This is a genomic window from Synechococcus sp. CCAP 1479/10 (assembly GCF_019038515.1).
Lineage (GTDB): Bacteria > Cyanobacteriota > Cyanobacteriia > PCC-6307 > Cyanobiaceae > Cyanobium.
Genome location: NZ_JAFKRJ010000032.1, coordinates 48,119 through 72,944 on the forward strand (window position 1 = coordinate 48,119; position 24,826 = coordinate 72,944).

At 72.1% G+C, this 24,826-nt stretch carries 29 protein-coding genes; 14 read left to right on the top strand and 15 right to left on the bottom strand.

Going from position 1 to position 24,826, the window contains the following annotated elements:
- Positions 1–45: 45 nt before the first annotated feature.
- From KUG39_RS12230 to KUG39_RS12240, 3 genes are all read right to left on the bottom strand, one after another.
- Positions 46–1,188, bottom strand: a complete 1,143-nt coding sequence (locus KUG39_RS12230; RefSeq protein WP_216915166.1) for a citrate synthase — start codon at positions 1,186–1,188, stop codon at positions 46–48.
- 143 nt (positions 1,189–1,331) lie between these two features.
- A complete protein-coding gene (locus KUG39_RS12235) occupies positions 1,332–1,862 on the bottom strand; it encodes a SixA phosphatase family protein (RefSeq protein ID WP_216915168.1) in 531 nt (176 codons plus the stop codon).
- A gap of 2 nt (positions 1,863–1,864) precedes the next feature.
- Positions 1,865–3,478, bottom strand: coding sequence for a DUF3352 domain-containing protein (locus tag KUG39_RS12240; RefSeq protein WP_216918318.1), 1,614 nt, complete (start codon positions 3,476–3,478; stop codon positions 1,865–1,867).
- Positions 3,479–3,532: 54 nt separating this feature from the next.
- Between KUG39_RS12240 and KUG39_RS12245 the strand changes: the two genes are divergently transcribed.
- The 3 genes from KUG39_RS12245 to KUG39_RS12255 all read left to right on the top strand — a co-directional run bounded on the left by KUG39_RS12245 (position 3,533) and on the right by KUG39_RS12255 (position 5,771).
- Positions 3,533–3,895, top strand: a complete 363-nt coding sequence (locus tag KUG39_RS12245) for a rhodanese-like domain-containing protein (protein ID WP_216916226.1) — start codon at positions 3,533–3,535, stop codon at positions 3,893–3,895.
- Between the two features lie 80 nt (positions 3,896–3,975).
- On the top strand, positions 3,976–4,986 hold the full coding sequence (locus KUG39_RS12250) for an HrcA family transcriptional regulator (RefSeq protein WP_286193231.1): 1,011 nt from the start codon (positions 3,976–3,978) through the stop codon (positions 4,984–4,986).
- Positions 4,986–5,771 (top strand): proteasome-type protease, encoded by a 786-nt coding sequence (locus tag KUG39_RS12255; protein ID WP_094587418.1) that lies wholly within the window; start codon positions 4,986–4,988, stop codon positions 5,769–5,771. The genes KUG39_RS12250 and KUG39_RS12255 overlap by 1 nt, the downstream gene beginning before the upstream one ends.
- A 4-nt stretch (positions 5,772–5,775) precedes the next feature.
- Here KUG39_RS12255 and trpB read toward each other — a convergent pair whose 3' ends face one another.
- Positions 5,776–7,035, bottom strand: a complete 1,260-nt coding sequence (gene trpB, locus KUG39_RS12260; protein WP_216916225.1) for a tryptophan synthase subunit beta — start codon at positions 7,033–7,035, stop codon at positions 5,776–5,778.
- 136 nt (positions 7,036–7,171) lie between these two features.
- On the opposite strand from trpB, the gene KUG39_RS12265 reads away from it, so the two are divergent.
- The 3 genes from KUG39_RS12265 to cysC are packed head-to-tail and all read left to right on the top strand — an operon-like array spanning position 7,172 to position 9,169.
- Complete coding sequence (locus KUG39_RS12265) at positions 7,172–8,182, top strand: phytanoyl-CoA dioxygenase family protein (RefSeq protein ID WP_216916224.1); 1,011 nt, start codon at positions 7,172–7,174, stop codon at positions 8,180–8,182.
- Positions 8,175–8,498: a translation initiation factor gene (locus KUG39_RS12270; RefSeq protein WP_216916223.1), complete on the top strand. Its 324-nt coding sequence runs from the start codon at positions 8,175–8,177 to the stop codon at positions 8,496–8,498. The genes KUG39_RS12265 and KUG39_RS12270 overlap by 8 nt, the downstream gene beginning before the upstream one ends.
- Positions 8,499–8,542: 44 nt before the next feature.
- The gene (gene cysC, locus KUG39_RS12275; RefSeq protein ID WP_094587422.1) at positions 8,543–9,169 is read left to right on the top strand and encodes an adenylyl-sulfate kinase; all 627 of its coding nucleotides are present in this window, start codon (positions 8,543–8,545) and stop codon (positions 9,167–9,169) included.
- Here the strand turns inward: cysC and KUG39_RS12280 are convergent.
- Positions 9,144–10,244: an AI-2E family transporter gene (locus KUG39_RS12280; protein WP_216916221.1), complete on the bottom strand. Its 1,101-nt coding sequence runs from the start codon at positions 10,242–10,244 to the stop codon at positions 9,144–9,146. The two genes, cysC and KUG39_RS12280, sit on opposite strands and share 26 nt — an antisense overlap.
- Before the next feature lie 79 nt (positions 10,245–10,323).
- A complete protein-coding gene (gene purE / locus KUG39_RS12285) occupies positions 10,324–10,881 on the bottom strand; it encodes a 5-(carboxyamino)imidazole ribonucleotide mutase (RefSeq protein WP_216916218.1) in 558 nt (185 codons plus the stop codon).
- Positions 10,882–10,929: 48 nt separating this feature from the next.
- Between purE and KUG39_RS12290 the strand changes: the two genes are divergently transcribed.
- Complete coding sequence (locus KUG39_RS12290) at positions 10,930–12,144, top strand: N-acetylglucosamine-6-phosphate deacetylase (protein ID WP_216916215.1); 1,215 nt, start codon at positions 10,930–10,932, stop codon at positions 12,142–12,144.
- 31 nt (positions 12,145–12,175) lie between these two features.
- The gene (gene bchM / locus KUG39_RS12295) at positions 12,176–12,916 is read left to right on the top strand and encodes a magnesium protoporphyrin IX methyltransferase (protein ID WP_216916212.1); all 741 of its coding nucleotides are present in this window, start codon (positions 12,176–12,178) and stop codon (positions 12,914–12,916) included.
- A 123-nt stretch (positions 12,917–13,039) separates the two neighbouring features.
- On the opposite strand, the gene KUG39_RS12300 is transcribed toward bchM, so the two are convergent.
- From KUG39_RS12300 to KUG39_RS12310, 3 genes are read right to left on the bottom strand one after another with little or no spacing between them, the layout of a single operon-like run.
- Positions 13,040–14,122: a pseudouridine synthase gene (locus KUG39_RS12300; protein WP_216916210.1), complete on the bottom strand. Its 1,083-nt coding sequence runs from the start codon at positions 14,120–14,122 to the stop codon at positions 13,040–13,042.
- Positions 14,106–14,903, bottom strand: a complete 798-nt coding sequence (locus KUG39_RS12305) for a response regulator transcription factor (RefSeq protein WP_094587411.1) — start codon at positions 14,901–14,903, stop codon at positions 14,106–14,108. Before KUG39_RS12305 ends, KUG39_RS12300 begins: the two co-directional genes overlap by 17 nt.
- A gap of 9 nt (positions 14,904–14,912) precedes the next feature.
- Positions 14,913–15,491 (bottom strand): hypothetical protein, encoded by a 579-nt coding sequence (locus tag KUG39_RS12310; protein WP_216916208.1) that lies wholly within the window; start codon positions 15,489–15,491, stop codon positions 14,913–14,915.
- 6 nt (positions 15,492–15,497) lie between these two features.
- On the opposite strand from KUG39_RS12310, the gene KUG39_RS12315 reads away from it, so the two are divergent.
- Complete coding sequence (locus KUG39_RS12315; RefSeq protein WP_216916202.1) at positions 15,498–16,640, top strand: cysteine desulfurase family protein; 1,143 nt, start codon at positions 15,498–15,500, stop codon at positions 16,638–16,640.
- Positions 16,641–16,665: 25 nt separating this feature from the next.
- Complete coding sequence (locus KUG39_RS12320) at positions 16,666–17,499, top strand: hypothetical protein (RefSeq protein WP_094587408.1); 834 nt, start codon at positions 16,666–16,668, stop codon at positions 17,497–17,499.
- Positions 17,500–17,505: 6 nt separating this feature from the next.
- Here the strand turns inward: KUG39_RS12320 and KUG39_RS12325 are convergent, their stop codons facing one another.
- Positions 17,506–18,090, bottom strand: coding sequence for a DUF456 family protein (locus KUG39_RS12325; protein WP_216916198.1), 585 nt, complete (start codon positions 18,088–18,090; stop codon positions 17,506–17,508).
- Positions 18,091–18,100: 10 nt separating this feature from the next.
- Entirely contained in the window at positions 18,101–19,000 is a 900-nt protein-coding gene (rsmH, locus tag KUG39_RS12330; protein WP_216916197.1) for a 16S rRNA (cytosine(1402)-N(4))-methyltransferase RsmH, read from the bottom strand.
- A 43-nt stretch (positions 19,001–19,043) separates the two neighbouring features.
- Between rsmH and KUG39_RS12335 the strand changes: the two genes are divergently transcribed.
- The 3 genes from KUG39_RS12335 to KUG39_RS12345 all read left to right on the top strand — a co-directional run bounded on the left by KUG39_RS12335 (position 19,044) and on the right by KUG39_RS12345 (position 21,860).
- Positions 19,044–20,228: an NAD(P)H-quinone oxidoreductase subunit H gene (locus KUG39_RS12335; protein WP_190610465.1), complete on the top strand. Its 1,185-nt coding sequence runs from the start codon at positions 19,044–19,046 to the stop codon at positions 20,226–20,228.
- A complete protein-coding gene (locus KUG39_RS12340; RefSeq protein ID WP_216916195.1) occupies positions 20,225–20,638 on the top strand; it encodes a DUF2752 domain-containing protein in 414 nt (137 codons plus the stop codon). Before KUG39_RS12335 ends, KUG39_RS12340 begins: the two co-directional genes overlap by 4 nt.
- A 118-nt stretch (positions 20,639–20,756) precedes the next feature.
- Entirely contained in the window at positions 20,757–21,860 is a 1,104-nt protein-coding gene (locus tag KUG39_RS12345) for a fatty acid desaturase family protein (RefSeq protein WP_216916190.1), read from the top strand.
- Here KUG39_RS12345 and KUG39_RS12350 read toward each other — a convergent pair.
- Complete coding sequence (locus tag KUG39_RS12350; RefSeq protein WP_216916188.1) at positions 21,853–22,539, bottom strand: hypothetical protein; 687 nt, start codon at positions 22,537–22,539, stop codon at positions 21,853–21,855. The two genes, KUG39_RS12345 and KUG39_RS12350, sit on opposite strands and share 8 nt — an antisense overlap.
- 118 nt (positions 22,540–22,657) lie before the next feature.
- On the opposite strand from KUG39_RS12350, the gene KUG39_RS12355 reads away from it, so the two are divergent.
- Positions 22,658–23,101, top strand: coding sequence for an acyl-CoA thioesterase (locus KUG39_RS12355; RefSeq protein WP_216916186.1), 444 nt, complete (start codon positions 22,658–22,660; stop codon positions 23,099–23,101).
- Here the strand turns inward: KUG39_RS12355 and KUG39_RS12360 are convergent.
- Genes KUG39_RS12360 through KUG39_RS12370 form a run of 3 tightly spaced genes read right to left on the bottom strand, consistent with a single transcriptional unit; the run spans position 23,098 to position 24,824 of the window.
- Positions 23,098–23,289, bottom strand: a complete 192-nt coding sequence (locus tag KUG39_RS12360; RefSeq protein WP_190610457.1) for a hypothetical protein — start codon at positions 23,287–23,289, stop codon at positions 23,098–23,100. The genes KUG39_RS12355 and KUG39_RS12360 overlap by 4 nt on opposite strands.
- On the bottom strand, positions 23,289–23,555 hold the full coding sequence (locus KUG39_RS12365) for a TM2 domain-containing protein (protein WP_094587399.1): 267 nt from the start codon (positions 23,553–23,555) through the stop codon (positions 23,289–23,291). The genes KUG39_RS12360 and KUG39_RS12365 overlap by 1 nt, the downstream gene beginning before the upstream one ends.
- 15 nt (positions 23,556–23,570) lie before the next feature.
- Positions 23,571–24,824, bottom strand: a complete 1,254-nt coding sequence (locus KUG39_RS12370; RefSeq protein ID WP_216916184.1) for an AMP-binding protein — start codon at positions 24,822–24,824, stop codon at positions 23,571–23,573.
- Positions 24,825–24,826: the final 2 nt, after the last annotated feature.

Consider the following 24,826-nt stretch of genomic DNA (forward strand, 5'->3'; position numbering starts at 1 on the left):
ACTCCGTTGGGGGGGAACCTAGGGGGAAAAGGGTCAGCCAGTGACTCAGCCAGGAACCGGACGGCTTTCCAGGGGGAGCCAGCCCCGCTCGGTGGGGCCGGTGTAGATCTGCGAGGGACGGTAGATGCGGTTGGCACCCAGTTGTTCCTTCCAGTGGGCCAGCCATCCTGCCGTACGGGCGATGGCGAAGATGGGGGTGAACAGGTCGCGGGGAATACCGAGCTTCCGGTAGACGAGACCGGAGTAGAAGTCGACGTTGGGGTAGATCCCCTTCGGCCCCAGCCGCCGGCCGGCCACCTCCTCCAGCTTCAGGGCCACGTCGTACATGGCGTCGTGGCCGAAGCGCTGGAAGAGCTCCTCCGCCAGGCCCTGCAGGATCACGGCCCGGGGATCCTTGACCCGGTACTCCCGGTGGCCGAAGCCCATGATCTTCTGCTTCTGGGCGATGGCCCGGTCGAGCCAGGGTTCCACCTGGTCGATGCTGCCGATCTGGTCGAGCATGTCGAGCACATCCTCGTTGGCGCCGCCGTGCAGGGGGCCCGCCAGGGTGCCCACCGCCGAGGCCACCACCGCGTAGGGGTCGGTGAGGGTGCTGGCCGTGACCCGGGCGCTGAAGGTGCTGGCGTTGAGGCTGTGCTCGGCGTGCAGGATCAGGCAGGCGTCGAAGATCCGCGCCGCCAGGGGATCGGGCTCCCGCTCGGTGAGCATGTAGAGGAAGTTGGCCGAGTAGGCCAGGTCGTCCCGGGGCTGGATCGGGTCCTGGCCCTTCCGGATCAGCTGGAACGCCGCCACCATCGTCGGGATCTTGGCGATCAGCCGCACCACCGCATCGACGATGTACTGGGGGTCGTAGAGGGCGCGGCGGGAATAGAAGAGCCCCAGGGAGGCCGCACTGGCCTGCAGGGCATCCATCGGGTGACCCGTGGCCGGGAAGCACTTCATCATGTCCCGGATGCGGAAGCTGAGCCGCCGGTGCATCTGCACCTCCTGCTCGAACTCCCGCAGCTGGAAGATGGTGGGCAGCTCACCCCAGATCAGCAGGTAGGCGGTTTCCAGAAAGCTGCTGTGACTCGCCAGCTGCTCGATCGGGTAGCCCCGGTAGGTGAGCAGGCCCCGCTGGCCTTCGATGTCGCACACCGCCGACTGGGTGGCCGGGACCCCTTCCAGACCGGGGCGGAACGTGGGCATGGCCGGCGCCGGGGGCGATGGAGAGGGAGGGGTGCCCTGAGGGTCGTTGGCCTCTGGGGTGCTCACCGCCGCCATGCCGAATCCTGTGGATGGGACGAACTTAGGCGCAGGAACGGGCTTCTGCCGTAGCGCCGGCTGCCGGCTCAGGGGCGGGGCAGCCAGAGCTTGGGCCGCACCAGCCATTCCAGCCGGGCGCTGCCGGCCAGCGCCGCCCCGGTCGGCACCACGGGCAGGCGCAGCAGAGCCAGGCCTGCCTTGCGCAGGGTGATGGCCCCCGGCGGCGCCCCCAGGAGGCGGGCCGCCAGCAGCCCCAGGTCCGGTTCATGGCCCACCAGCAACAGCCGGAAGGGCGCCGCCGCGTCCCCCTCCGCCTGGGTCCGCCAGGCCGGCAGCAGGGGCAGGGGGTCACCCCCCGGCTCCAGGGCCTGGGCCAGTTCCAGGGCCCCGGCCAGCCCGGCCTCCCGGGCGATCTCGCCGGTCTGACGGGCCCGGGCCAGGGGGCTGGAGAGCAGGCGATCCGCCCGCAGCCCCAGGCCGGCGGCGTGCTCCAGCACGGCCCGGGTGCGGGCCCGGCCGGCGGCGGTGAGTTCCCGCTCGGCATCGACGCGGTCGGGGCTGCGCTCCTCGGCGATGCCGTGGCGCAGCAGCAGCAGGTCCCAGCCCAGGGGCGCCATGGTCAGGCGTCCCCGAAGTCGAGACGGGCGTCCACCGCCAGCACCCCGGACTCCCCCGTCAGGGCCAGGGCCAGCCCCGCCACCGGGTCACTGAGGGGGCCTCCTGCCAGGGCGGTGAGGCGCTGCCACGGCTGCCAGGAGGCCAGCAGGTCGCGGGCCCGCGGACCATCGAGGGCCCACTGCAGGGCCGCCTCCGGGGCCGCGAGGACCTCCAGCGGGTCCTTGGGCTGTGCAGCGCCCTTCGACCCTGGTGCGTCGAGGCTCTCCAGCTGCCCCAGGGACTCCCCCCACCAGGCCTGGTCGCCCCGTTGCCAGCGCCAGCCCAGCAGGGGGGCCTGCAGCTGCTCGGCCCTGTCGTCGCGGCGGCCGGTGCCGGCCCGCAGCCGCGTCCAGACCTGCAGCGAGCGGCCCTCCACGTCCAGGGGAGCGGCGATCAGGCCATCGGCCGCCAGGGAGGCCTCGACGGCGGCCGCCGCCGGGCGATCGGCCGCGGTCCCGAGCAGCCAGCGCTCGCCGCTGGCGGCCGCCAGCAGGGGGCCTGCGTCGGCCCCCACCACCAGGGCGGGCAGGGGCCCCGCCGCCCCGGCCCCTCCCGCCATGCGGCTGAGCAGCGGCTGCAGCAGGGGAATCGCGTCGATGGCGGCGGGGTCCTGCACCACGGCGAGACTGGCGGAGGGGCGGTGCAGGGCGGCCCGCAGGGCCCGGCCCAGGTCGCCGTCGGCACCGACCTCGGGCAGCGTCGTCTGTGGCGGCAGCTCCAGCAGGCCCGACAGCCGCAGGCTGCGGCCGTCGGGCCGCAGGGCCAGCAGCAGGCCGCCGGGCCGCTGGTCGGCCGGGGCCGGCAGCGGCAGCCCCAGCCAGCGCTCCAGGGCATCCGGGGCCGCCTGCACCAGGGCGGCCCCGGTGCCAAGACGCCGCAGACCCTCCTGGAAGCCGGGCTGGCCGGCCTGGTTGAGCTCGTCGATCTGGGACACGTCGAGGGCCTGCTCCAGCACCCCCCGTCCCGAGGCGATCAGGACGAGGTCGTCATCCACCAGGGCCGTGGCCAGGGGCATCGGCGTCCGGCCCAGCAGGGCTCCCCGGCCGCTGATCAGACCCAGGCCCCGGTACGTGCTGATCTGGAGATCGGTGCCCGCCAGGCTGCGGGTCTGCCAGAACCGCTGCAGAAAGCGGCGGGCGCCACCGTCGTCCCGGCTGCCCAGCACCAGCAGCCAGCCTCCACGCCGGGTGGCCCCCGCCGCGCCGCCGGTGTCCGCCTCGAACAGGGCCAGGCCCACCGGTGATGCCAGCCAGGAGCTCAGCTCCGTGCCGTAATCGAGACCGGCCGCAGCGAAGGCCCCGTCGCGCAGCCGGCCGACCGCCTCCGCCGCCTGGCGTCGCCGGCGGGGCGGCGCGACGGCACGGGCATAGTCGAGGGGCTGCTCACCATCGGTGAACAGGTGGAGGCTGAAGGGGGCGTCCCGGGGCACGAACCGGGCCGCCCGCGGCACCTCCAGCGGCAGCCGCTGGAGACGCAGGGCACTGCGCTGCCACACCAGCCACCAGCCACCGAGCCCCAGACCGAACACCACCAGCACCAGCGCCAGCAGCACCGCCAGGAATGGGCGGGCCTTCATCTGTTCTCAGCAGGATGGGACCATCCTGACGCCACCCCCCCTCCGACGCCCGCCATGGACGAGCCGACCCCCCCGGGCACCCCCCGCACCCTCTCCGCCGTGGAGCTGCAACGGCGCCTGGCGGAGGGGGAACCGCTGCGGATCGTGGACGTGCGGGAGGACGGCGAACTGGCCCTGGCCACGTTGCCGCTCGCCTTTGTGCACCTCCCGCTGAGCCGTCACCGCGAGTGGCTGCCGGAGCTGGAGACCCACCTCGACCGCGAGCAGCCGGTGGTGGTGCTCTGCCATGCCGGCATCCGCAGCTGGGACTTCGCCTGCTGGCTGATCCAGGAGAAGGGCTACGCCGACGTCTGGAATCTGAAGGGGGGCATCGACGCCTGGAGCCGGGAGGTGGATCCCCAGATTCCCCGTTACTGAGTCCCCGCCCCGGGCCGGTGGCGGGTCCAGCGCACCTAGGATCAATCTTCTGTTTATCTTTTCAACTTTTCCCCCATTCCTTGGATACGCTGCCGCGCCGACAACAGGAGGTCCTCCGGGCCACGGTGCGGCACTACGTGGACACCGTCGAACCCGTGGGCAGCCACACGCTGGTGCGGCGTTTCGGCCTGCCGGCCAGCCCCGCCACGGTGCGGACGGCCATGGGGGCCCTGGAGCAGCGCGGCCTGCTGACCCAGCCCCACACCTCCGCCGGCCGGATCCCCAGCCAGCGCGGCTACCGCCTCTACGTCGACCAGCTGCTGCCGGCCCCGGGGGCCGCCGCCCTGCAGCTGGAGCGTGAACTGGCCGGGATCAGCCTGCAGTGGGCCGCCCTCGATGACCTGCTGCTGCACCTGGCCCGCCGCCTGGCCGATCTCACCGGCCTGCTCAGCCTGATCACCCGCCCCCAGCGGCCCAGCCCCCTGCTGCAGGCCGTGCGGCTCGTGCCCAGCGGCGACCGGCTGCTGGTGTTTCTCGTCCAGGGGCCCGACTTCAGCACCAGCCTCAACCTGCGCCTCGGCGCCGGCCTGGAGGAGGAGCTGCCGATCCTGGAGCGCTGGAGCAACGAGCAGCTCCGCGCCGGAGGCGACGGCCGCATCCCCTGGGAGCGGCTGCCGGCGGAACTGCGCCGCAGCGGCGGTCTGCTGCGCCAGGCCCTCGAGAGCCACGGCCGCATCCGCAGCGAGGAGCTCGATGCCGTGGTGGCCGCCGGCCTGGGCGGCCTGCTGGCCCAGCCCGAATTCCGCCACAGCTCCAGCGTGCTGCCCGTGGTGCAGCTGGTGGAGCACGGCCCCCGTACCCTGCTCGGGTTCACCGGCGCCCAGGACCCGGTGTTGAACGAAGCGATCTGGATCGGCACGGAGCATCCCCATGCGGCCCTCGGCCAGTGCGCGGTGGTGCAGGCCACCTACCGCACCGGGCACGGCGGCCGCGGCCAGGTGGGCCTGGTGGGGCCGATGCGCATGGCCTACGCCACCGCCCGCGCCGCGGTCCAGTCGGTGGCCTCGATCCTGGAGAGGCTGCTCAGCTGATGACCTACTGCCTCGGCTTCCTCCTCCACAGCGGCCTGGTGTTCGCCTCCGACTCCCGCACCAATGCGGGCGTCGACTACATCTCCAGCTACAGCAAGATGCACGTGCTGGCACCGGCGCCCGACCGGCTGTTCGTGCTGATGGCGGCGGGCAATCTGGGCACCACCCAGGCGGTGCTCAACCGGATCCGCCGTGACATCGAGAACCATGGCGCCGGCCCCAGCCCCCAGTGGACCCGCCAGGACGACCCGCCGGCCGGGCCGAGCATGCTCACGGCCCGCTACCTGTTCGAGGTGGCCGACTACATCGGCCGGCTCAACGTGATGGTCCAGAAGGAGTTCAATCCCAACCTGCGCCAGGCGGGCGCCAGCGGCGAGGCCAGCTTCATCCTCGGCGGCCAGATCGCCGGCCAGCCCCATGGGCTTTACATGATCTACCCCCAGGGGAACGCGATCATGGCCACCGACGACACGCCGTTCCTGCAGATCGGCGAGACCAAGTACGGCAAGCCTCCCCTCGATTACATCGGCCGCCCCGACCTCTCCCTGGAGGATGCGGCGCGCCTCTGCCTGGTGTCGGAGATCGTCACCCGGCGCTCCAATCTGACCGTGGGGCCACCCTTCGAGATCGCCATGGTCCCCCGCGACGCCTTCAAGGTGAGCCGGCACCTGAAGCTCGAGAAGGAGGCACCGGAGATCCAGCACACCATGGACGTGTGGGCCCGCCACATGCAGGAGGGGCTCCACAAGCTGCCCCGCTTCCCCTGGGAGCACGACCCCCTCTGAGGGCCTAGCCCGCCAGGCCGTCGCCCAGCTTCTCGGCCACCGTGTTGACGTCCTTGTCCCCGCGGCCGGAAAGATTGAGCACCACTTCGGTGCCGGGCGCGAGGGTGGGGCAGAGGGACTCCAGCCAGGCGAAGGCATGGGCCGTCTCCAGCGCCGGGATGATGCCCTCCAGTTCGCTCACCCGCTGCAGGGCCTCGAGGGCCTGGGCATCGGTGACGGCGGCGTACTCGGCCCGGCCGATCTGGCGCAGATAGCTGTGCTCCGGGCCCACGCCTGGGTAGTCGAGGCCGGCACTGATCGAATGGGCCTCCTGCACCTGGCCCTCGTCGTCCTGCAGCAGCAGGCTCATGGCGCCGTGCAGCACCCCCACCCGGCCTTCGGTGATGGTGGCGGCATGGCGACCGGTGGCCACGCCCTCCCCGGCCGCCTCCACCCCGATCAGACGCACCGAGGTGTCCTGGACGAAGGGATGGAACAGGCCCATGGCATTGGAGCCGCCGCCCACACAGGCGATCAGCACATCCGGCAGCCGGCCGAAGGCCTCCAGGCACTGGGTCCGGGCTTCCTGGCCGATCACGGCATGGAAATCCCGCACCAGCATCGGGTAGGGGTGCGGGCCGGCCACCGAACCGAGGATGTAGTGGGTGCTCTCCACGTTGGTGACCCAGTCGCGGATGGCTTCGCTGGTGGCGTCCTTGAGGGTGGCGGTGCCGGCGGTGACGGGCTGGACCGTGGCCCCCAGCAGCCGCATCCGGAACACGTTCAGGGCCTGGCGGCGCATGTCCTCGGCGCCCATGTAGATGACGCACTCCAGCCCGAAGCGGGCGCAGACCGTGGCCGTGGCCACGCCGTGCTGGCCGGCGCCCGTTTCGGCGATGATCCGCTTCTTGCCCATGCGCAGCGCCAGCAGGGCCTGGCCCAGGGCGTTGTTGATCTTGTGGGCGCCGGTGTGGTTGAGGTCCTCGCGCTTCAGCCACAGGCGCGGACCGCCCTCCGGGCGGGCGTAGTGGGCCGTGAGCCGCTCGGCCTCATAGAGGGGCGTGGGCCGGCCCACGTAGGTGCGCAGCAGGTGATTCAGCCGGGCGGTGAAGGCGGGATCGGCCCAGGCTTCGGCCGCGGCCGCCTCCAGCTCCGCCAGGGCGGGCATCAGCGTTTCGGGGACGTACTGCCCGCCGAAGGGGCCGAAACGGCCCAGGCCATCCGGGCGGACCGACGGCTGCAGCTCGGCAGGATCGGCGCTGCGGGTTGGGGCGGTGCTGGTCACCGGCGCTGCGCGAGGGGAGATAATTCACCTTAGGGAGCCGCCACCCAGGGCGGCAGCGGCGGAGCGGAGATCCGGTTGCCACCGGAGAACCATCCGCCCGAACTGCTGCCGACCGCGTCGCCCACGAACGTCAGAGATGCTTCCCGCCGACTACCTGACCTCCCTGCCTCTGGCGGAACGCCTGTATCGACAGCAGCCCGATCTGGCCGGCCGGATCTATTCAGGCCCGGTGCTCGATTTCCTGCGGGATGGGGTGGTGATCTTTCCTCAGGCGCTGGACCCTGAGCTTCTCGATCGGATGGACGGCGACCTCGAGGACCTGCCGGGTCTGGCCCGCACCTCACTGCTGCACGGCATGATCGGCATCGATGGCAAGGCGGAGCATTACGACGCCCGGGTTCTGCGCAATCTGCCCCGGCTCGGCATCACCGATCTCCGTACGGCCCCCCCGGGGCTGAAGCTCAACGACCTGCACCGCTACTTCGAGGCGGCCCGTTCACTGGCCTTCGCCGATCCCATCATCCATTTCCTCGATGAGCTGTTCGGATCGTCGCCGGGGCTGATCCAGTCGCTCACCTTCTGGAAGAGCAGCGAGCAGTCCCTGCACCAGGACTTCTCCTACGTGCATCACCACAGCCGGCTGGGCCACCTGGCCGCCGCCTGGATCCCCCTGGAGGACATCAGCGATCAGGCCGGACCGCTCGTCTACTACAAGCGCTCCCATCTGCTGACGAGCGATCAGTTCTACGACTGGGGCGGGGGTGGGATCCTGGCCAGTCGCGACGGCGACCCCCACACGGCGGCGGGTTACGGCCCGTACCTGGAGGCCCTGATCAAAGCCCAGGGATGGACGCCGAGCATCTACCTGCCCCGGCGCGGCGATGTGCTGATCTGGCACGGGGCCCTGATCCACGGCGGCACGCCGATGGGCGACCCCGCGCTCACCCGCCGCTCCTACGTCTGTCACTACACGGCCGCCGCCAACCACAAGGCCATGGCCCCGCACCGCGTCGGAGACGGCTACGACTTCTCCGAACCGCCCGCCCTGCCCGAGACGATGCGCCCCAGGTCCCTGCCCACCCGGCTGGTCGCCGCCGCCGGCCGCCGCCTCAAGCGACTGATCGCGGGAGGGCCCACCCGTGCCTAAGGGGGGCTGGCAGGAGTTCAGCGGGCCGGACAGCCTGCAGCGACCCGAGGCCGCCTCGGCCACGACGCCCAGGGGGCTCCAGAAGGTGCGGGTGCAGCGCACCCGGGCGGGCAAAGGCGGGAAGCTGGTCACCACCATCACGGGCCTGGAGGCCCCCGAAGCAGAGGCGCGCCAGCTGCTCAAGCGGCTCAAGGCCGGCACGGGCACCGGCGGCACCTTCAAGGACGGGGTGATCGAACTGCAGGGGGATCACGTGGCGGCGGCCCTGGCCGCCCTGGAGAAGGACGGCTACCGGCCGAAGCAGGCGGGGGGGTAGGGGAGAATGCGGCCCGAAGCCCCCGCCCCGTTTCCGTGTCCGAGATGACCTCGCCGGCCAAGGCCACCAACATCGTCTGGCACCACTCCACCGTGACCCGCGCCGCCCGGGCCCACCAGCGGGGCCATCGCAGCGCCATCCTCTGGTTCACGGGGCTCTCCGGGGCTGGCAAGAGCACCCTGGCCAATGCGGTGAATTCGGCCCTGTTCGAGCAGGGACTGGCCTGCTACGTGCTCGATGGCGACAACGTGCGCCATGGGCTGTGCAGCGACCTGGGCTTCTCCGACGCCGACCGGGAGGAGAACATCCGCCGGATCGGTGAGGTGGCCAAGCTGTTCCTGGATGCGGGCGTCGTGGTGCTCACCGCCTTCGTCTCCCCCTTCCAGGCCGACCGCCAGCGGGCCCGCGCGCTGGTGGAGGACGGTGATTTCCTGGAGATCCACTGCGCCGCCGACCTGGCGGTCTGCGAAGAGCGGGACACCAAGGGGCTCTACGCCAAGGCCCGGGCGGGGGAGATCAAGGAGTTCACCGGCATTTCCAGCCCCTACGAGGCCCCCGAGGCCCCCGAGCTGCGGGTGGCCACCGGGGAGCAGAGCCTGGAGGATTCGGTCGCCCAGGTGATGGCCGAACTGGAGCGCCGCGGCATCATTCCGGCTCCGGCGGAAGCCTGAGCGGCCCCGGTTCTGACCACTCCCTGCGCAGGCGCAGGGCCCAGGCATCGAGGAAGGTCTTGGAACAGCTGGCGACCGGCACCGCCAGCAGCAGGCCCAGCAGCTCCCCCAGCCCCATCAACGCCCCCAGCCGGGCACCGATCGGCAGGCTGATCAGCAGCCAGGCCGGCTGCAGCCCCACGATCGAGCCCATCAGCCGCGGCTGGATCACCTGGTCGACCACCTGGCCGACACTGATCGCCACCGCCAGCACCTCGAGGCCGGTGCGTGGATCCTCGAGCGCCAGCAGCACGCTCACCCCCACGATGGTGAGGGCACTGGCGTAGGGGATCAGGGTGGTGAAGCCGATCGCCACGGCGAACAGCACGCCGTAGGGAATCCCCAGCAGGGTGAACACCAGACTCTGGGCGCCGCTGAGGATCAGGGCCAGCACCACCTGGCCGGCGAAGTAGCCCCGGAAGGTGCGATCGAGGGTGCTGAGCACCAGGGCGCGGGTGCCGGCGGGAAGCCATTCCGCCAATCCCCTGGCGATGCCTTCGCCCCCCAGCAGCAGGAACACCGCCAGCACCAGCACGATCACCGTGTTGACGGTGATGCTGACGGTGGCACCCAGGATCCCCAGCACCTGCTGGCTCAGCTGGGAGGCGATCTTGCTGGTGCGGGTGATCAGGTCGCTGCTCAGCCCGCCGAAATCGGTGGGCAGCCCCCGTTCGGTGGCCCAGCTCTGCAACTGCCCCAGCAACGTTTCCCCCTCCGCCAGCCAGCCCGGAAGGGCGAGCACCAGGTCGCCGAGCTGCTCCACCAGGCGCGGCACCAGCACCAGGGCCGCCAGCACCACCGCCGAGAGGCTCAGCCCCAGCACCAGCAGCAGGGCCAGGGCCCGCGGCAGCCCCCGCCGGATCAGCCAGCGGCTGGGGATGTCGAGCAGGAAGGCCAGCAGGGCCGCCGTCAGGAACAGGGCCGGGAACGGCGCCAGAGGCACCAGCAGCTGGCGCAGCACCCAGAGGTTGAGCACCAGAAGGGGCAGGGCCAGGGAGAACCGCAGCCAGGGGGGCAGGACCAGCCGCTCGAGCATCAGCGGGAGCGGGGCCTGGCCCCGGAGGATCGACGATCGTCGACCAGCTTGGCCTGCCGGGCCGGCGACGGCGAGCGTCTCATCCCTGGCCCATCGCCGCCAGGTAGGCGGCACTGCCGAGGGCCTGCAGGCGCGCATCCTTGGCCACCACCTGATCGTGCAGCCCCCGGCGGTAGGCCTCCAGGGCCTCCGCCAGCCGGGCATCGGCGGTGGCCAGGATCGCGGCCGCCAGCAGGCCCGCGTTGAGGCCGCCGCCGATGGCCACCGTGGCGACGGGGATCCCCGCCGGCATCTGCACGATCGAATGGAGGGAGTCCACCCCGGAGAGGGCCTGGCTGCGGACCGGCACGCCGATCACCGGGAGCATGGAGAACGCCGCCACCATGCCGGGCAGGTGGGCGGCGCCGCCGGCCCCGGCGATGATCACCCGCAGGCCCCGGGACGCGGCAGCCTCGGCGAACTCCGCCATCTCCCGCGGCGTGCGGTGGGCCGAGAGCACCCGCACCTCGCTGGCCACCCCCAGCTGCTCCAGGATCCGCACGGCCGGCTCCAGCGTCGGCAGGTCGGAATCGCTGCCCATGACGATCGCCACCCGGGGGGCTGGGGTGCTGGCGGACGGGGCGGGTTCGGGGTCCATGGGACGGGGGCGGCGAGGATGGCATTGTCCCGTCCCGCCGCTGCCCGGATGCGCTGGCTGACCAACCTGCGACTGGCGGGCGATGACCCGGTCCTGGCCGAGGCGGGCTGGCGCTGGCGGGTCGGGGTCGACGACGAGGGGCGGATCGCCCGGGTGCGGCCCACGCCGCCGGGCAGCCGGGCCGGTGGGGAGGACTGGGGCGGCGACTGGCTGTCCCCGGGGGGGGTGGACCTGCAGATCAACGGTGGCCTGGGGCTGGCCTTCCCCGAACTGAGCCTGGACGATCTGCCCCGCCTGCAGGCCCTGCTGGAGCTGCTGTGGAGGGATGGGGTGGATGCCATCTGTCCCACCCTGGTGACCTGTGCCCCGGAGGCCCTGCGCCGGGCCCTGGCGGTGCTGGCCGAGGCCCGTCGCCACCATCGGCCCGGCCGCTGCCGGCTGCTGGGCGCCCACCTGGAGGGGCCCTTCCTGGCGCCGGAGCGCCGGGGCGCCCATCCGGCCCAGCACCTGCAGACCCCCAGCCGGGCTGCCCTTGAGCGGCTGATCGCCGGCTTCCAGGGGGGCCCGGAGGCCGATGTGGCCCTGGTGACCCTGGCCCCGGAGCTGGAGGGGGCCGCCGAGGTGATCGCGGCGCTGCGGGCCGCCGGCGTGGTGGTGAGCCTGGGCCACAGCGGCGCCGATGCGGTGCAGGCCCGCCGGGCCTTCTCGCAGGGCGTGGGCATGCTCACCCACAGCTTCAATGCCATGGCCGGGCTGCACCACCGCGCCCCGGGACCGGTCGGAGAGGCCCTGTTGCAGGGAGAGGTGGCCCTGGGGCTGATCGCCGACGGCGTCCACGTGGACCCCATCATGGCGGTGCTGCTGCAGCGGCTGGCGCCCCGGCAGGTGGTGATCGTCAGTGACGCCCTGGCCCCCTACGGACTGGCCGACGGCCGCCACCGCTGGGACGAGCGCGTCCTGCTGGTGGAGGACGGCAGCTGCCGGCTGGAGGACGGCACCCTGGCCGGGGTGACCCAGCCGCTGCTGGAGGGGGTGCGGCGGCTGGCCGGCTGGAGCGGCCAGGTAGCCGCTTCGATCGCCGCGGCCACCCTGGCCCCGCGGCGCCTGCTGGGGGAGCGGCAGCCGCTGGAGCAGCTGCTGCTGGGGCGGCCCCTGGCGGACACCCTGCGCTGGAGCACGGCGGCCGACGGGCGTCTGGACTGGCGGCGCCCCCACGCGGTGGCCGGCGGATCCGAAGCGGGGACCCTGGCCCCCGCTCCCTAGGATCCGGCCCACCTGAACGGCCCTGCGCCCCATGCCCCCGGAACTGCAACCCCCCGCGCCCACCGAGGCACAGGCTGAGACGCAGGCCGAGAAGGCCGAGGTGCAGGCCTACTTCGAGAGCACCGGCTTCGAGCGCTGGAACCGCATCTACAGCGACAGCGAGGAGGTGAACCGGGTCCAGCGCAACATCCGCATCGGGCACCAGAAGACCGTGGACGCCGTGCTGGCCTGGCTGCAGCAGCAGGGCGACCTGGCCAGCCGCAGCTTCTGCGATGCCGGCTGCGGTGTCGGCAGCCTCAGCCTGCCCCTGGCCGCCCTCGGGGCCGGTTCGATCGCCGCCAGCGATCTCTCCGCCGCCATGGTGGCCGAGGCCAGCCGCCGGGCCAGCGAGGCCGGTCTGGCCTCGGAGCGGCTGAGCTTCACCGCCTCCGATCTGGAGAGCCTCCAGGGCCGCTACGACACGGTGATCTGCCTGGACGTCTTCATCCACTACCCCCAGGCGGCCGCCGAAGCGATGGTGCGGCACCTGGCCGCCATGGCCGATCGGCAGCTGATCGTCAGCTTCGCCCCCTACACGCCGCTGCTGGCGGTGCTCAAGCAGATCGGCCAGCTGTTCCCCGGACCGAGCAAGACCACCCGCGCCTACACCCTGCGGGAAGACGGCATCGTGGCGGCGGCCGCCGCCGCCGGGTTCCGCCCCGTCCACCGCAGCCTCAACCAGGCGCCGTTCTACTTCTCCCGCCTGATCGCCTTCGAGCGCGACCCGGCCTGATCAGCGGCCTGATCAGCACCGGAGGCGGTGTTGCCGGGTCTTTCCCGATTCTGTACAGCCTGTACAGGAACGGGGAAACCCGCCTTGAAACGGTCACACCGATCTGCGACTGAGTTCTGCGGCTCAGCCGGCCTGGGACGCCGCCGCCGTGGCCAGGTCCTGCGCCGGTGGGGCCTCCAGCTCCAGGACCGACCCGTCCGGCCGCTGCAACCGCAGCCAGCGGGCCTGGAGCCGGTAGCCACCCTCGCCCGGCAGTCCCCCGGGGCGGGCCCACCCACCCGGCCGATACAGCGGATCCCCCAGCAGCGGCGCTCCGACGGCGGCGCAGTGGATGCGGATCTGGTGGGGACGTCCGGTGACGATTGCCACCTCGACCAGATCGGCCTCGCCGCCGCTCTCCAGCAGGGTGAGCTGGCTGTGGGCCGCCAGGGCGGCCGGGTCGCCGGCCTCGGCCGCGCACCAGATCTCCCCAAGCGGCGGGTGGGGGCGCCGGCCGATCGGCGTGGTGATCGCCAGGCTGTCGCCGGCCGCCAGCTCCAGCCGGCCCGGCACCAGCAGGGCCCGGTAGAGCTTGCGGCAGGGCGGGACCCCGCCACCTTGGTCGCCACCGCCACCCACACCCACGCCCCCACTGGCGCCGCTGGCCAGTGAACCGGTGCTCTCCCGCAGCTGGGCGCTCAACCAGGCGCGGGTGGCCGGGCGGCGGGCACACACCAGCAGGCCGGAGGTGAAGCGCCCCAGGCGGTGCACCGGCCGCGGAACGCCGGTGGGGTCGTCGCCATGGCGGCGCTCCAGCAGCCGCAGCACGGTGTGCTCCAGGAAGCCGCCCGCCGGCAGCACGGGCAGGCCGCTGGGCTTGTCGATCACCAGCAGATCGCCGTCGTCGTGGATCACGCCCCAGCGGGCCAGGACGGCGGGCTCCGGCCAGGGTGGCCGCTGCCAGACGAGTCGATCGCCGCCAACCAGAACCGCGTCGGCCCGCAGGGGCACCCCGTTGCGGCTGATCTCGCCGGCCGCCAGACGCCGTTCCCAGGCCTCCGCGCTGGAGTGGCCGTAACGCCCGGCGTAGAAGGCCACCACCCCCATACCGGCTGCTGCGGGGGTAATGCGGTCGCGGTAGGCCCAGCCGCCGTTGGGGCGGGAGGGCAGCCAGCCCGGCGGCAGGGTCAGGGGTGGGGACGGGGGGGCATCAATCCACCAGCCCATGCTCGAGGGCGAAGCGCACCAGCTCGGTGCGGCTGGCGGTGCCGGTCTTGATGAACAGCCGGCTGACGTACTTCTCGACGTTGCGGATCGACGTCTCCAGCCGGCGGGCGATCTCCTTGTTCATCATCCCCTCGGCCACCAGCTGCAGCACGCTCGCCTCGCGGGGGGTGAAGTCGAGCTTGACGTCGCCGACGGGCTTGCGGGTGCTGCCGCCGCTGCCGGTGCCGGAGCCACCACCGCCGCCCAGCATCGAGCGGATCTCGGTGATCTGGCGGGCCATGGCGCCGATGTCGGCATCGGCGAAGCGGGCCGCCTCCGCCAGCAGCCGCTCCTGACGGCGCACCACGTTGCGCACCCGGGCCACCAGCTCGTCCGGATCGAACGGCTTGGGGATGTAGTCGTCGGCCCCGGCCTGGAAGCCGGCGATGCGATCGGCCGTCATGCCCTTGGCGGTGAGGAAGATCACCGGCGTGCCGCCGAGCCGCTCGTCGGCACGCAGACGCTTCAGCAGGCCGTAGCCGTCGCAGCGGGGCATCATCACGTCGGTGATGACGACGTCGGGCATCTGGGCCTGGGCGGCCGTCCAGCCCTCCTCGCCGTCATTGGCGGTGGTGACGGCGAATCCCTCGTCCTCCAGGTAGGCCTTGACCGCCGTGCGCAGTCCGGGTTCGTCATCGACCAGCAGCAGCCGCACCGGGGTGCTGACGGCGGCTTCGTCCCCCTCCGGCGGCCCGGACGGCTCGGGGATGGGGCCGGCGGCGGCGGAGGGTTCCTGGCTCATGGGGGAAATCTATCGACCGGGACCGAGCACCACCTGTTCCCGCTCGGGCAGGAGGCCGCTGTAGCCCAGCTGGCGGGCCACCGGACCGAGGCTGGCGGGATCCCTGCCGGCCTGCTCAGGGAAGCAGACGGCCCACCACATCAGGTGATCGAGGCGGTTGGCCGGGGTGATCACCCCGCCCGGATTGAGCTCGCGGATGACCAGCCGGCGGGAGCTGCCGGTGATCCGCAGGGGGGCGGTGACGCTGCAGCCGATCTTGTCGGTGGCGACGGTCACCCGGTCATCGAGCTCCTCCCAGACCTGCACGCGCCACATGCCCGGCTGGGCGGGCTCGGCCACCAGGCCGTAGATGCCCACCACCTCCCGCCCCCGGTGGGTGACCCTGTCCAGCAGCACCCGGAAGCCCTTGGGCCGGCTCTCCTCGTTGCTGCGGGACTCGCCCTGGGCAGCCGCCGGGCGGGGCAGGGCCAGGGGCCAGGCCGCCGTCAGAGCAACCGCCGCCAGGGTGAACGCCGCCAGTGGGGCCATCGGGACGGCCGACCCCAGCCGCGGGAGGGGGACACCGAAGGAGCGGGGACGGATCAGCATGACCCCATGCTGACGTACCTCGACCACCACGCGAGCACCCCGTGCGATCCGGCGGTGGTGGCGGCCATGGCGCCCTGGTGGACGGCGAACGCCGCCAACCCCTCCAGCCGGCTGCACCGGCCGTCCCTGGAGGCGGGCGCGGCGGTGGACATCGCCCGCAGCCGGGTGGCCAAGGCGCTGGGCATGGCCGACGACGCGGTGGTCTTCACCAGCGGCGCCACCGAAGCCAACAACCTGGCGTTGCGCGGGGTTGCCGAGGCGGCCCTGGAGCGGGGGGAACCCCGCCGCCGGCTGGTGACCCTGGCCACCGAACATCGGGCCGTGCTGGAGCCGCTGGCCTGGCTGGAGCGCCATGGCTTTCCGCTCACGGTGCTGCCGGTGGGGGCCGATGGCCTGGTGGACCCCGGGCGCCTGGCGGCGGCCCTGGGGCCCGACACCCTGCTGCTGTCGGTGATGGCGGCGAACAACGAGATCGGTGTGCTGCAGCCCCTGGCCGCCATCGGCGCCCTCTGCCGCGATCGCGGCGTGCTGTTCCACTGCGACGCCGCCCAGGCGGTGGGCCACATTCCCCTCGCCATGGCCGACCTCGGCATCGACCTGCTCAGCCTCAGCGGCCACAAGCTCTACGGACCCAAGGGGGTGGGCGCCCTGCTGCGGCGCCCGGGGGTGCCCCTGGCCCCCCAGCAGCTCGGCGGCGGCCAGGAGGGCGGGCTGCGGGGCGGCACCCTGCCGGTGCCCCTGATCGTGGGCCTTGGCGCCGCCGTCGCTGGCGCCCTGGCCGACCGGGAGGAACGGGCCGGACGGCTCGGGGCCCTGCGGGACCGGCTGTGGGAGGAGCTGGCGGCCCTGGGCGGGGTGCACCGCAACGGCCACCCGCGCCAGTGCCTGCCCCACAGCCTCAATGTCAGCGTCGAGGGGGTGGACGGCACCCGCCTGCACCGCCAGCTGCGCCGGGTCCTGGCGGTGAGCAGCGGTTCGGCCTGCAGCCAGGGCAGCCCCTCCCACGTGCTGGCCGCCCTCGGCCTCGACCGCCGCGCCGCCGGCGCCGCGATCCGCTTCGGCCTGGGTCGGGGCACCACGGCGGCGGACATCGACGTCGCCGTGGCGGCGGTGACGGAGGCGGTGGCGGACCTGCGAGTGCCTGTCTAGCTTTCGGGTCTATGGCCTGGCATGGATGAGCACACCCGGCGGTCGACAGGGGCCCCGGCTCAACTTCGGTGATGCGCTCCAGGAGGGCTGGCGTGCCTTCAGCCGCAGCCCGGGTCCCTTCGTGGGCTTCCCGCTGGTGGTGGTGGCCCTCCAGTTCCTGATCCAGCCCCTGCAGAGCCGCATCAGCAACGGCGGCGTGGCCTCCAGCGACCCCCTCGACTGGGTGCTGTACCTGATCGGGCTGACGGCGAACCTGCTGCTGAATCTCTGGTGCGCCATCGGGCTGGTGCGCGGCGCCGGCAGCGCCCTGCAGGGCGGCCACCCCTCCCTGGGGCAGCTGATGCGCTGGGACGGGGAGGTGTTCGGGCGGCTGCTGCGGGCCTGGCTGCTGCTGGCGGCGGTGGTGGCCGTGCCCCTGATCGGCCTGCTGCTGCTGGTGGGCGGCCCCCTGGCCCTGCTCAGCTTCTACGCCGACCAGCTCGTGCCCTTCAGCCGCACCCTGGTGGAGGTGCTGGGACTGAGCCTGGCGGTGGTGTTCGCCCTGCTCCTGGGGGTGCTGCTGCTGGGCGTGATCTACCTGGCGATCAACCAGAGCTTCCTCACCCAGATCGTGCTGTTCGAGCGCGCCGGCTCCCGCACCGCCATCCAGCGCGGGCGGGCCCTGGTGGATCCCAGCTGGCTGATGGTGCTGCTGCTCACCCTGATCGGCGGTCTGCTGGTGCTGCTGGGTCTGCTGGCCTGCCTGGTGGGGGCCTTCGTGGCCTGGCCCCTGGTGGTCTGCATCGCCACCGCCGCCTACCGGCAGCTGGCGCTGGCCGGCGGCGGCCCCGATCCCCTGCCGCCCCTGCCCGGCCGCTGAGGGATCTCAGCCGGCGGGCCCGGGGGCGAAGGGGCCCACCGTCAGCAGCACGAAGCCCAGGACCCCCACCAGGGCCAGCAGCAGCTGGGCCACCCGGCTGACGAGCATCCCGGCCACCACCGCCAGGCCCACCAGAAGGGAGCGCCGCAGCCGGCCCAGGCCGGGCGGGCCGAGGGATGGCGGGGCGGTGATCAGCTCCCCCAGGCTGGCGCCCAGCAGCGGACCCACCAGGGCACCCAGCAGGGGCCCGCCCACCGGCAGGGCCGGCAGCAGCCCCAGCAGACCCACCACCAGCCCGATGCCGGCACCGACGTAGCTCCAGCGGGTGGCCTGCAGCCGGGCCGGGCCGAGCAGCAGGCCCAGGGCCTCGGCCCCCCAGCCCAGGAGCAGCAGCACCACGGCCAGCGCCAGGGCCGGCCAGCCGGCGGCCCAGCCGACGGCCCAGCACCAGAGCAGGGCGCCCAGGGGCAGCAGGGTCAGGCCGGGCGCCACCGGCAGCACGGTGCCGGGAATCGCCAGGGACTGGATCAGCAGGGCGATCCACCAGAGCAGATCGGCGCGGTCGAGGCTGGGCAGGCTGGCCAGGGACATGGCGGCGGGGTCAGGCCAGACGTCGGGCCACCCTCAGCTTGGCGGAGCGGCTGCGGGGGTTGGCCTGCTCCTCCTCCTCACTGGCCACCAGCGGCTTGCGGGTGAGCCGCTCCAGGCGGGGATCGCTGAGGAAGGCCGTCTTGACGCGCCGGTCCTCGAGGGAGTGGAAGCTGATCACCGCCAGCAGCCCCCCCGGCACCAGCCAGTCGGGGGCCCGCTCCAGCAGCCGGTCGAGGGCGCCCAGCTCGTCGTTGACCGCGATCCGCAGGGCCTGGAAGGTGCGGGTGGCCGGGTGGATCCGGCCATGGCGCGCCTTGGGGGGGAAGCAGCCGGCCACGGCGTAGGCCAGATCGGCGGTGGTGCGGCCGCTGCCGGCCCAGGGGCGTTCGGCCACCAGGCGCCGGGCGATGCGGCGTGACAGCCGCTCCTCGCCATAGCCGTGGATCAGGTCCGCCAGGGCCGACTCCTCCAGCCGGTCGATCAGCTCGGCGGCGGTCTCACCGGCGTCGGGATCCATGCGCATGTCCAGGGGGCCGGGGGCGCGGAAGCTGAAGCCCCGGGTGGGCGCGTCCAGCTGGGGACTGCTGACCCCGAGGTCGGCCAGCACCCCCACCAGGGGGGCCGGCGGGGTGAAGTCGGCGAAGTTGGCGGCCTGGATCACGGCCCGATCGCCGAAGGGGGCGAGCCGCTCGGCGGCCGCGGCGCGGGCGGCGGGGTCCCGGTCGAGGCCGATCAGGCGCAGAGCGGGGTGGGCCGCCAGCAGCAGGGCACTGTGGCCGCCCCCGCCGAGGGTGCAGTCGAGCAGCAGCGCTTCCCCGGCATCGGCACCGGCTGGTTGTCCAGGCAACCCGGAGAAGGCCTCAACCACCGAATCGGCCAGAACCGGGAGATGGGCGAACGAAACGGCCATCTCACCTTCCTAAGATCCCGGCACTCCGTTCCTTGCGAAGGGCATGACCCAGCTCGAGACCCGCACCGAGCCGATGGTGGTCAATTTCGGCCCCCACCACCCGTCGATGCATGGGGTGCTGCGGCTCGTGGTGACCCTCGACGGCGAGGACGTGATCGACTGCGAGCCGGTGATCGGTTACCTCCATCGCGGCATGGAGAAGATCGCCGAGAACCGCACCAACGTCATGTTCGTGCCCTACGTGAGCCGCTGGGACTACGCGGCGGGCATGTTCAACGAGGCGATCACGGTCAATGCCCCGGAGAAGCTCGCCGACGTGCCGGTTCCTAAGCGCGCCAGCTACATCCGGGTGCTGATGCTGGAGCTCAACCGCATCGCCAACCACCTGCTCTGGCTTGGCCCCTTCCTCGCCGACGTGGGCGCCCAGACGCCCTTCTTCTACATCTTCCGGGAGCGGGAGATGATCTACGACCTGTGGGAAGCGGCCACCGGCCAGCGGCTGATCAACAACAACTACTTCCGCATCGGCGGGGTGGCCGTTGATCTCCCCTACGGCTGGCTGGAGAAGTGCGCCGACTTCTGCGACTGGTTCGGCCCCAAGATCGACGAGTACGAGAAACTCATCACCAACAACCCCATCTTCCGCAAGCGGATCGAGGGGCTCGGTGTGATCGGCAGGGAGCAGGCGATCAACTGGAGCCTCTCCGGTCCGATGCTGCGGGCTTCCGGCGTGCCCTGGGATCTGCGCAAGGTGGATCACTACGAGTGCTACGACGATTTCGAGTGGTCGGTGGCCTGGGAGAAGGAGGGTGACTGCTACGCCCGCTACCGGGTGCGGATCGAGGAGATGCGCCAGTCCCTGAAGATCCTGCGCCAGGCCATCGCCATGATTCCCGGTGGCCCCACCGAGAATCTCGAGGCCCGGCGGATGGCCGAAGGCAAGAAGAGCGAGTGGTACGGCTTCGACTACCAGTACGTCGCCAAGAAGGTGGCACCCACCTTCAAGATCCCCGATGGCGAGCTCTACTGCCGGGTGGAATCGGGCAAGGGTGAACTGGGCGTCTTCATCATGGGCAACAACGACGTCACCCCCTGGCGCTGGAAGATCCGCGCCGCCGATTTCAACAACCTCCAGATCCTGCCCCACATCCTCAAGGGGGCGAAGGTGGCCGACATCATGGCCATCCTCGGTTCGATCGACGTGATCATGGGATCGGTGGATCGGTGAGCACGGCCGGCCGGCGCTGGATCCGCCGGCTTGAACGCTGCGGCCCCCTGCTGCCGCTGGGGGCCACCGGCTTTCTGGTGCTCAAGGGGCTGCATCCGGGCCTGCCCGGCTTCATCTGCCCGTTGCGGGCCCTCACCGGCATCCCCTGCCCCACCTGCTACCTGACCCGGGCCACAGCGGCGAGCCTGGTGGGTCGCCTGGATGACGCCGTCGCCCTGCACGCCTTCGGGCCCTTGGTCGCGGCTGGCCTGGTGCTGTGGTCGCTGGCGGCCCTGCGCACCGGCCGGCTGGTGCCCCGGGTGCTGCGGGGCTGGCATCTGGCGGCCATGGGCATGCTGCTGCTGCTCTACTGGGCCGGGCGGATGGGGCTGACCTACGGCATCGGCCGGCAGGCGTTTCCGCTCAGCTGAGCCACGCCGACCGCTGTCCCTGGGGCAGGCCCAGACAGCGCAGTGGGGCGATCGGGCCCCCTAGCCTGCAACCCGGTCGGCCCTCCCTCCTTGCTCTCCGGGCCGCCCAAGGAACTGCTTGCATCACCCGTCCGGCACCGTCGCCCCCGTTGATCCCCAGAACCTGATTGCCCAGCCCGACTACGCCAAACAGCTTCGCCCCTTGTTGCCGGACGAAGCCTTCACGCCCGATCGGGCCACCCCCATCGTTCTCGGCCTCAATGGGGCGATCCTGCTGCTGGGCTGGGCCATGGCCCGCCAGCTGGATGCCAGCCACTGGCAGGGCCTGCTGATCTTTCTGCCCTTCGCCCTGGTGATGGGCAATGCCGTGGTGGTGCTGCTCTTCGCCACCCATGACCTGATGCACAGCAAGGCGATCCGCCAGCCCCAGCTGCGCCAGGCCGTTCAGGTGCTCGGCCTGGCGCTGCTGTGGATGCCCCCCACCCTGTGGAAAGCCGTTCACAACAGAGAGCATCACGGCAAGACGAATTCCGAACAGGATCCGGATCGCAACTACACCCTTCAGCAACCGCCCAGCTGGGGCAAGTGGATCCAGAACCTCTTCGTTCCCTCGCTGGAAGTTCACCCCTTCTGGCTGTGGGTGGGGATGACCTCAGCCTGGGGTGTGCATGCCTTCCGCAACCTGACCTCCGTGCTGCTGTTCAACAACGGATCCACCCGTTACCCCGTGTTCTCCTTTCAGGTGAGCCGCCGGGAGCGGCGGCGGATCGCCATCGAACTGGCCGTCGTGGTGATGGTCCACCTGGCCATCATCGGCTTCATCGGCCTGCGGCCGCTCCCGCTGCTTCTCGGCTACTTCCTGCCGATCTGGATCGGCTACAGCGTCGTGATTGCCTACATCTATACCAATCACATGGCCTGCCAGCTCACCGAGACGAACGATCCGCTGATCAACAGCATCTCACTGAAGATGCCAGCCTTCTTCGACACTTTGCATCTCAACTTCTCCTATCACACGGAACACCACATCTTTCCGGGAATGAATCCGGCGTACTACCCCCAGGTGAGGGCCCTGCTGCTGGAGCACTATCCCGAACGCTTCAATCTCCTGCCCCCCCGCGACGCCTGGCAGATGCTGATGCGGACCCCAAGGCATTACGTGGATGCCACCACCTTCGCCAGCAGTTGCGGCAGCATCACCCGGCCCTGCCCCCTCAGCTGAGCACCCCCCGGTGGTAGGCCGCGTTCTGGATGTAGAAGGTGGCCACCGGCACCGCCACCAGCGAGCCCAGGAAGCACGTGAAGACCGATACCACCAGCACCAGCAGCCAGGCCAGCAGCTCGATGCCGGCGAAGATGCGGCCCTGGGGGGATCCGTAGACGGCCTGGAACGAGGAGGAGAAGGCCTCGGGGATGGGGCTGTCGGTGAGGAAGATCTTGTTCACGTAGACCGGCATCACCAGGGTGACGGCGATGCCGGGCAGGATGCAGAGGACGAAGCCGATCGCGGCGACGATCGTGAACAGCGCGCCGGCCAGGATGTAGCGCACCGGTCGGTGCATCAGCACCCGCAGGGCGGCTTCGGCGTCGATCGTTTCGCCACTGGCGTAATGCATCGCTGGAACCGCCACAAACAGCACCCCCACCAGGTTCGAGAGGATCGTGAACGGCAGCTGCACCAGGTTGCCGAGGACCGCCGCGAGGCCGGCGGCACTGTCTGCCCCGGCGGCGCCGCTGGAAAGACCCACCCCCAGGGTGGTGAGCGCCAGGGAGACCACGAAGCCGATGACGCCGATGACGATCGTGACCACCCAGATCAGCAGGATGGTGGGGATGTGGGCCAGGAAGGCGTCCCAGGCCTTGGAGATGCTGGGCGGCTCGTAGGCGATCGCGGCGGCCAAGGGGAAGGTTGCGTACTGGGCGGAACCTAGGGGCGTTCCGGCAGGCCAGCAACGACTTCGGGCCTGCCCGGGGCAGAAGGGGGCGTCAGCATGGGTCGAGGAGCGCCCCTGAGGCTGCATGTCCCCATCCGACCCGGCCGACTGGCTGCTGCTCTGCCGCACGGTGCGCTTCGGTGACACCGATGCCGCCGGGGTGATGCATTTCCACCAGCTGCTGCGCTGGTGCCATGTGGCCTACGAGGAAAGCCTGGAGCGGTTTGGCGTGGTGGCCGGCGAGATCTTCCCCGGGCCGGGCCGAACCCCGGCCGTGGCCCTGCCGATCGTGCACGTCAGCGCCGACTACCGGCGGCCCCTGGCCTGCGGCGATCCCCTGGCGATCGAGCTGCTCCCCCTGCAGCTCGACGGCGGCAGCTTCGAGATTCGCTACCGCTTCCTCCACGACGGCCAGGAGGCGGCCACCGGGCTGACCCGACACTTGGCCATAGAGGCGGCCAGCCGGCGGCGGACGGCCCTGCCCGCCGACGTTGTCCGGTGGCTGGAGGCCAGCCGGACGGGCCCCTAGCGGCGGTGCATCCCGGCCCAGGCCAGGGCGGCCAGCTGCAGCGGCAGCAGCGCCGCCATCAGGGCCAGGGGGTGCAGGCCGTCATGGGGCGTGGCCGCCAGGGCCAGGAAACTGACCAGCCCACCTCCCGCCACCAAGGCGAGGGCCAGCCGTCGTGGCTTGGCCCCGGCAGGCCGGAGCACGGGCATCAGAACCACTCCCGGGTGGCGTCGATGTACTGGGCCTGGAACTCGTCGGTGGACTTGGTGAGATAGATGACGCCTTCGATCACCCCGATGATCCCCATCACCGAAGCACCGAAGCCGCAGGTGAGCACCGTCACCAGCAACATGATCAGCCCGGCTTTGCTGTAGCCGAGGACGAACTTGTGGATGCCCAGCGATCCCAGGAAGATGGCCAGCAACCCTGCCGCCAGCTTCTTGTTGCTGGTCTCGACCTGTTGACTTTCGGTCATGGCGGCAGGGGCGGTTCAGAAGGCTTCTAGCGAGTCCAGCCACCGCTGCCAACGTCCCCGTTCCCATTTGCCTGCGGCGGAGGGCGCCAGCGAGGGGCAGAGGTGCCAGCTCCGGGGCCGCTCGGCGGGGGCCCAGGCGGCCGTGATGGCCTGCAGAAGAGCCAGCAGCTCGGCCCCTTCCGCCTGCCGCCGTGGCCGCACCAGGGCCACCAGCCGTTCCCCCCATTCCGGATCGGGGCGGGCCAGCAGCAGCAGGGCCTCCACGTCAGCCCCGTCGCGGGCCGCCTCGGCCTGCAGCCGTTCCTCCAGCCGCTCCGGGAACACCGTCTCGCCGCCGCTGTGCAGGGCCCCATCGAGGCGGCCGAGCAGCTCCAGCCCCTCGGGCCCGATCCGGCCGCCGTCACCGCTGCGCCACCAGCCGTCCGGCTGCAGCGGCAGGGGCTGCAGACGCCCCCCCACCAGCCGGCCGGGGCTGAGGCGGGCGCAGCGCACCTCCACGGCCCCGGTGGCGCCATCGAGGCGCAGGGCCACGTCCGCCAGCGGCGCGCCGCAGCCCGGCACGCCGGCCAGGAACCGCTGCGGCCGCAGGGCACACACCATGGCGGCGGTCTCGGTGGCGCCGTAGCAGGGGGCCAGGGGCAGGCGGGCGCGGCGGGCGGCGGCCGCCAGCGGGGCCGGCAGGGCGGCGCCACCGACCCAGATCAGGGCGCAACCGGCCAGCCAGGCCGTGGCCGCGGGGCTGGCCATCAGCCGGGCCAGCTGGGTGGGCACCAGGGAGAGCAGCACGGGCCGCCCCGCGGGCAGGGGACAGGCCTCGGGCAGGAGCTCCGGACGGCGCAGCAGCGCCGGGGCCAGCCAGCGCAGCTCCCCCCCCCAGCGGCGGGCGCGCACCAGCGGCAGCAGGCCGCTGACGTGGTGCAGGGGCAAAGGGTCGAGATGGAGGCAGGACGCCGGATCCAGGCCCAGGCCCTCCAGCCAGGCGGCGCTGGCGTCAGCGGAGGCCTGCAGGTGGGCCAGGGGCTGCAGACACCAGTGGCGCCCGCCGCTGCTGCCGCCGCTGCCCACCACCACGGCGGCCCCGAACCGTGCCAGCTCCGCCAGCTCCTCCGGGGCGCCGCCGAGGGCCGCGGCCAGCTCCCCCTGCTGCCCCGGGCCCGCCAGGGCCACCAGCCGCTGCCGTTCCCAGGCCTGCTCCAGGTGAGCCGCCGCCGCCGCGGGGTCGGCCCGGGCGGCATCGAGCAGCAGGGGCGCCCAGGGGGGATCGGCCACGC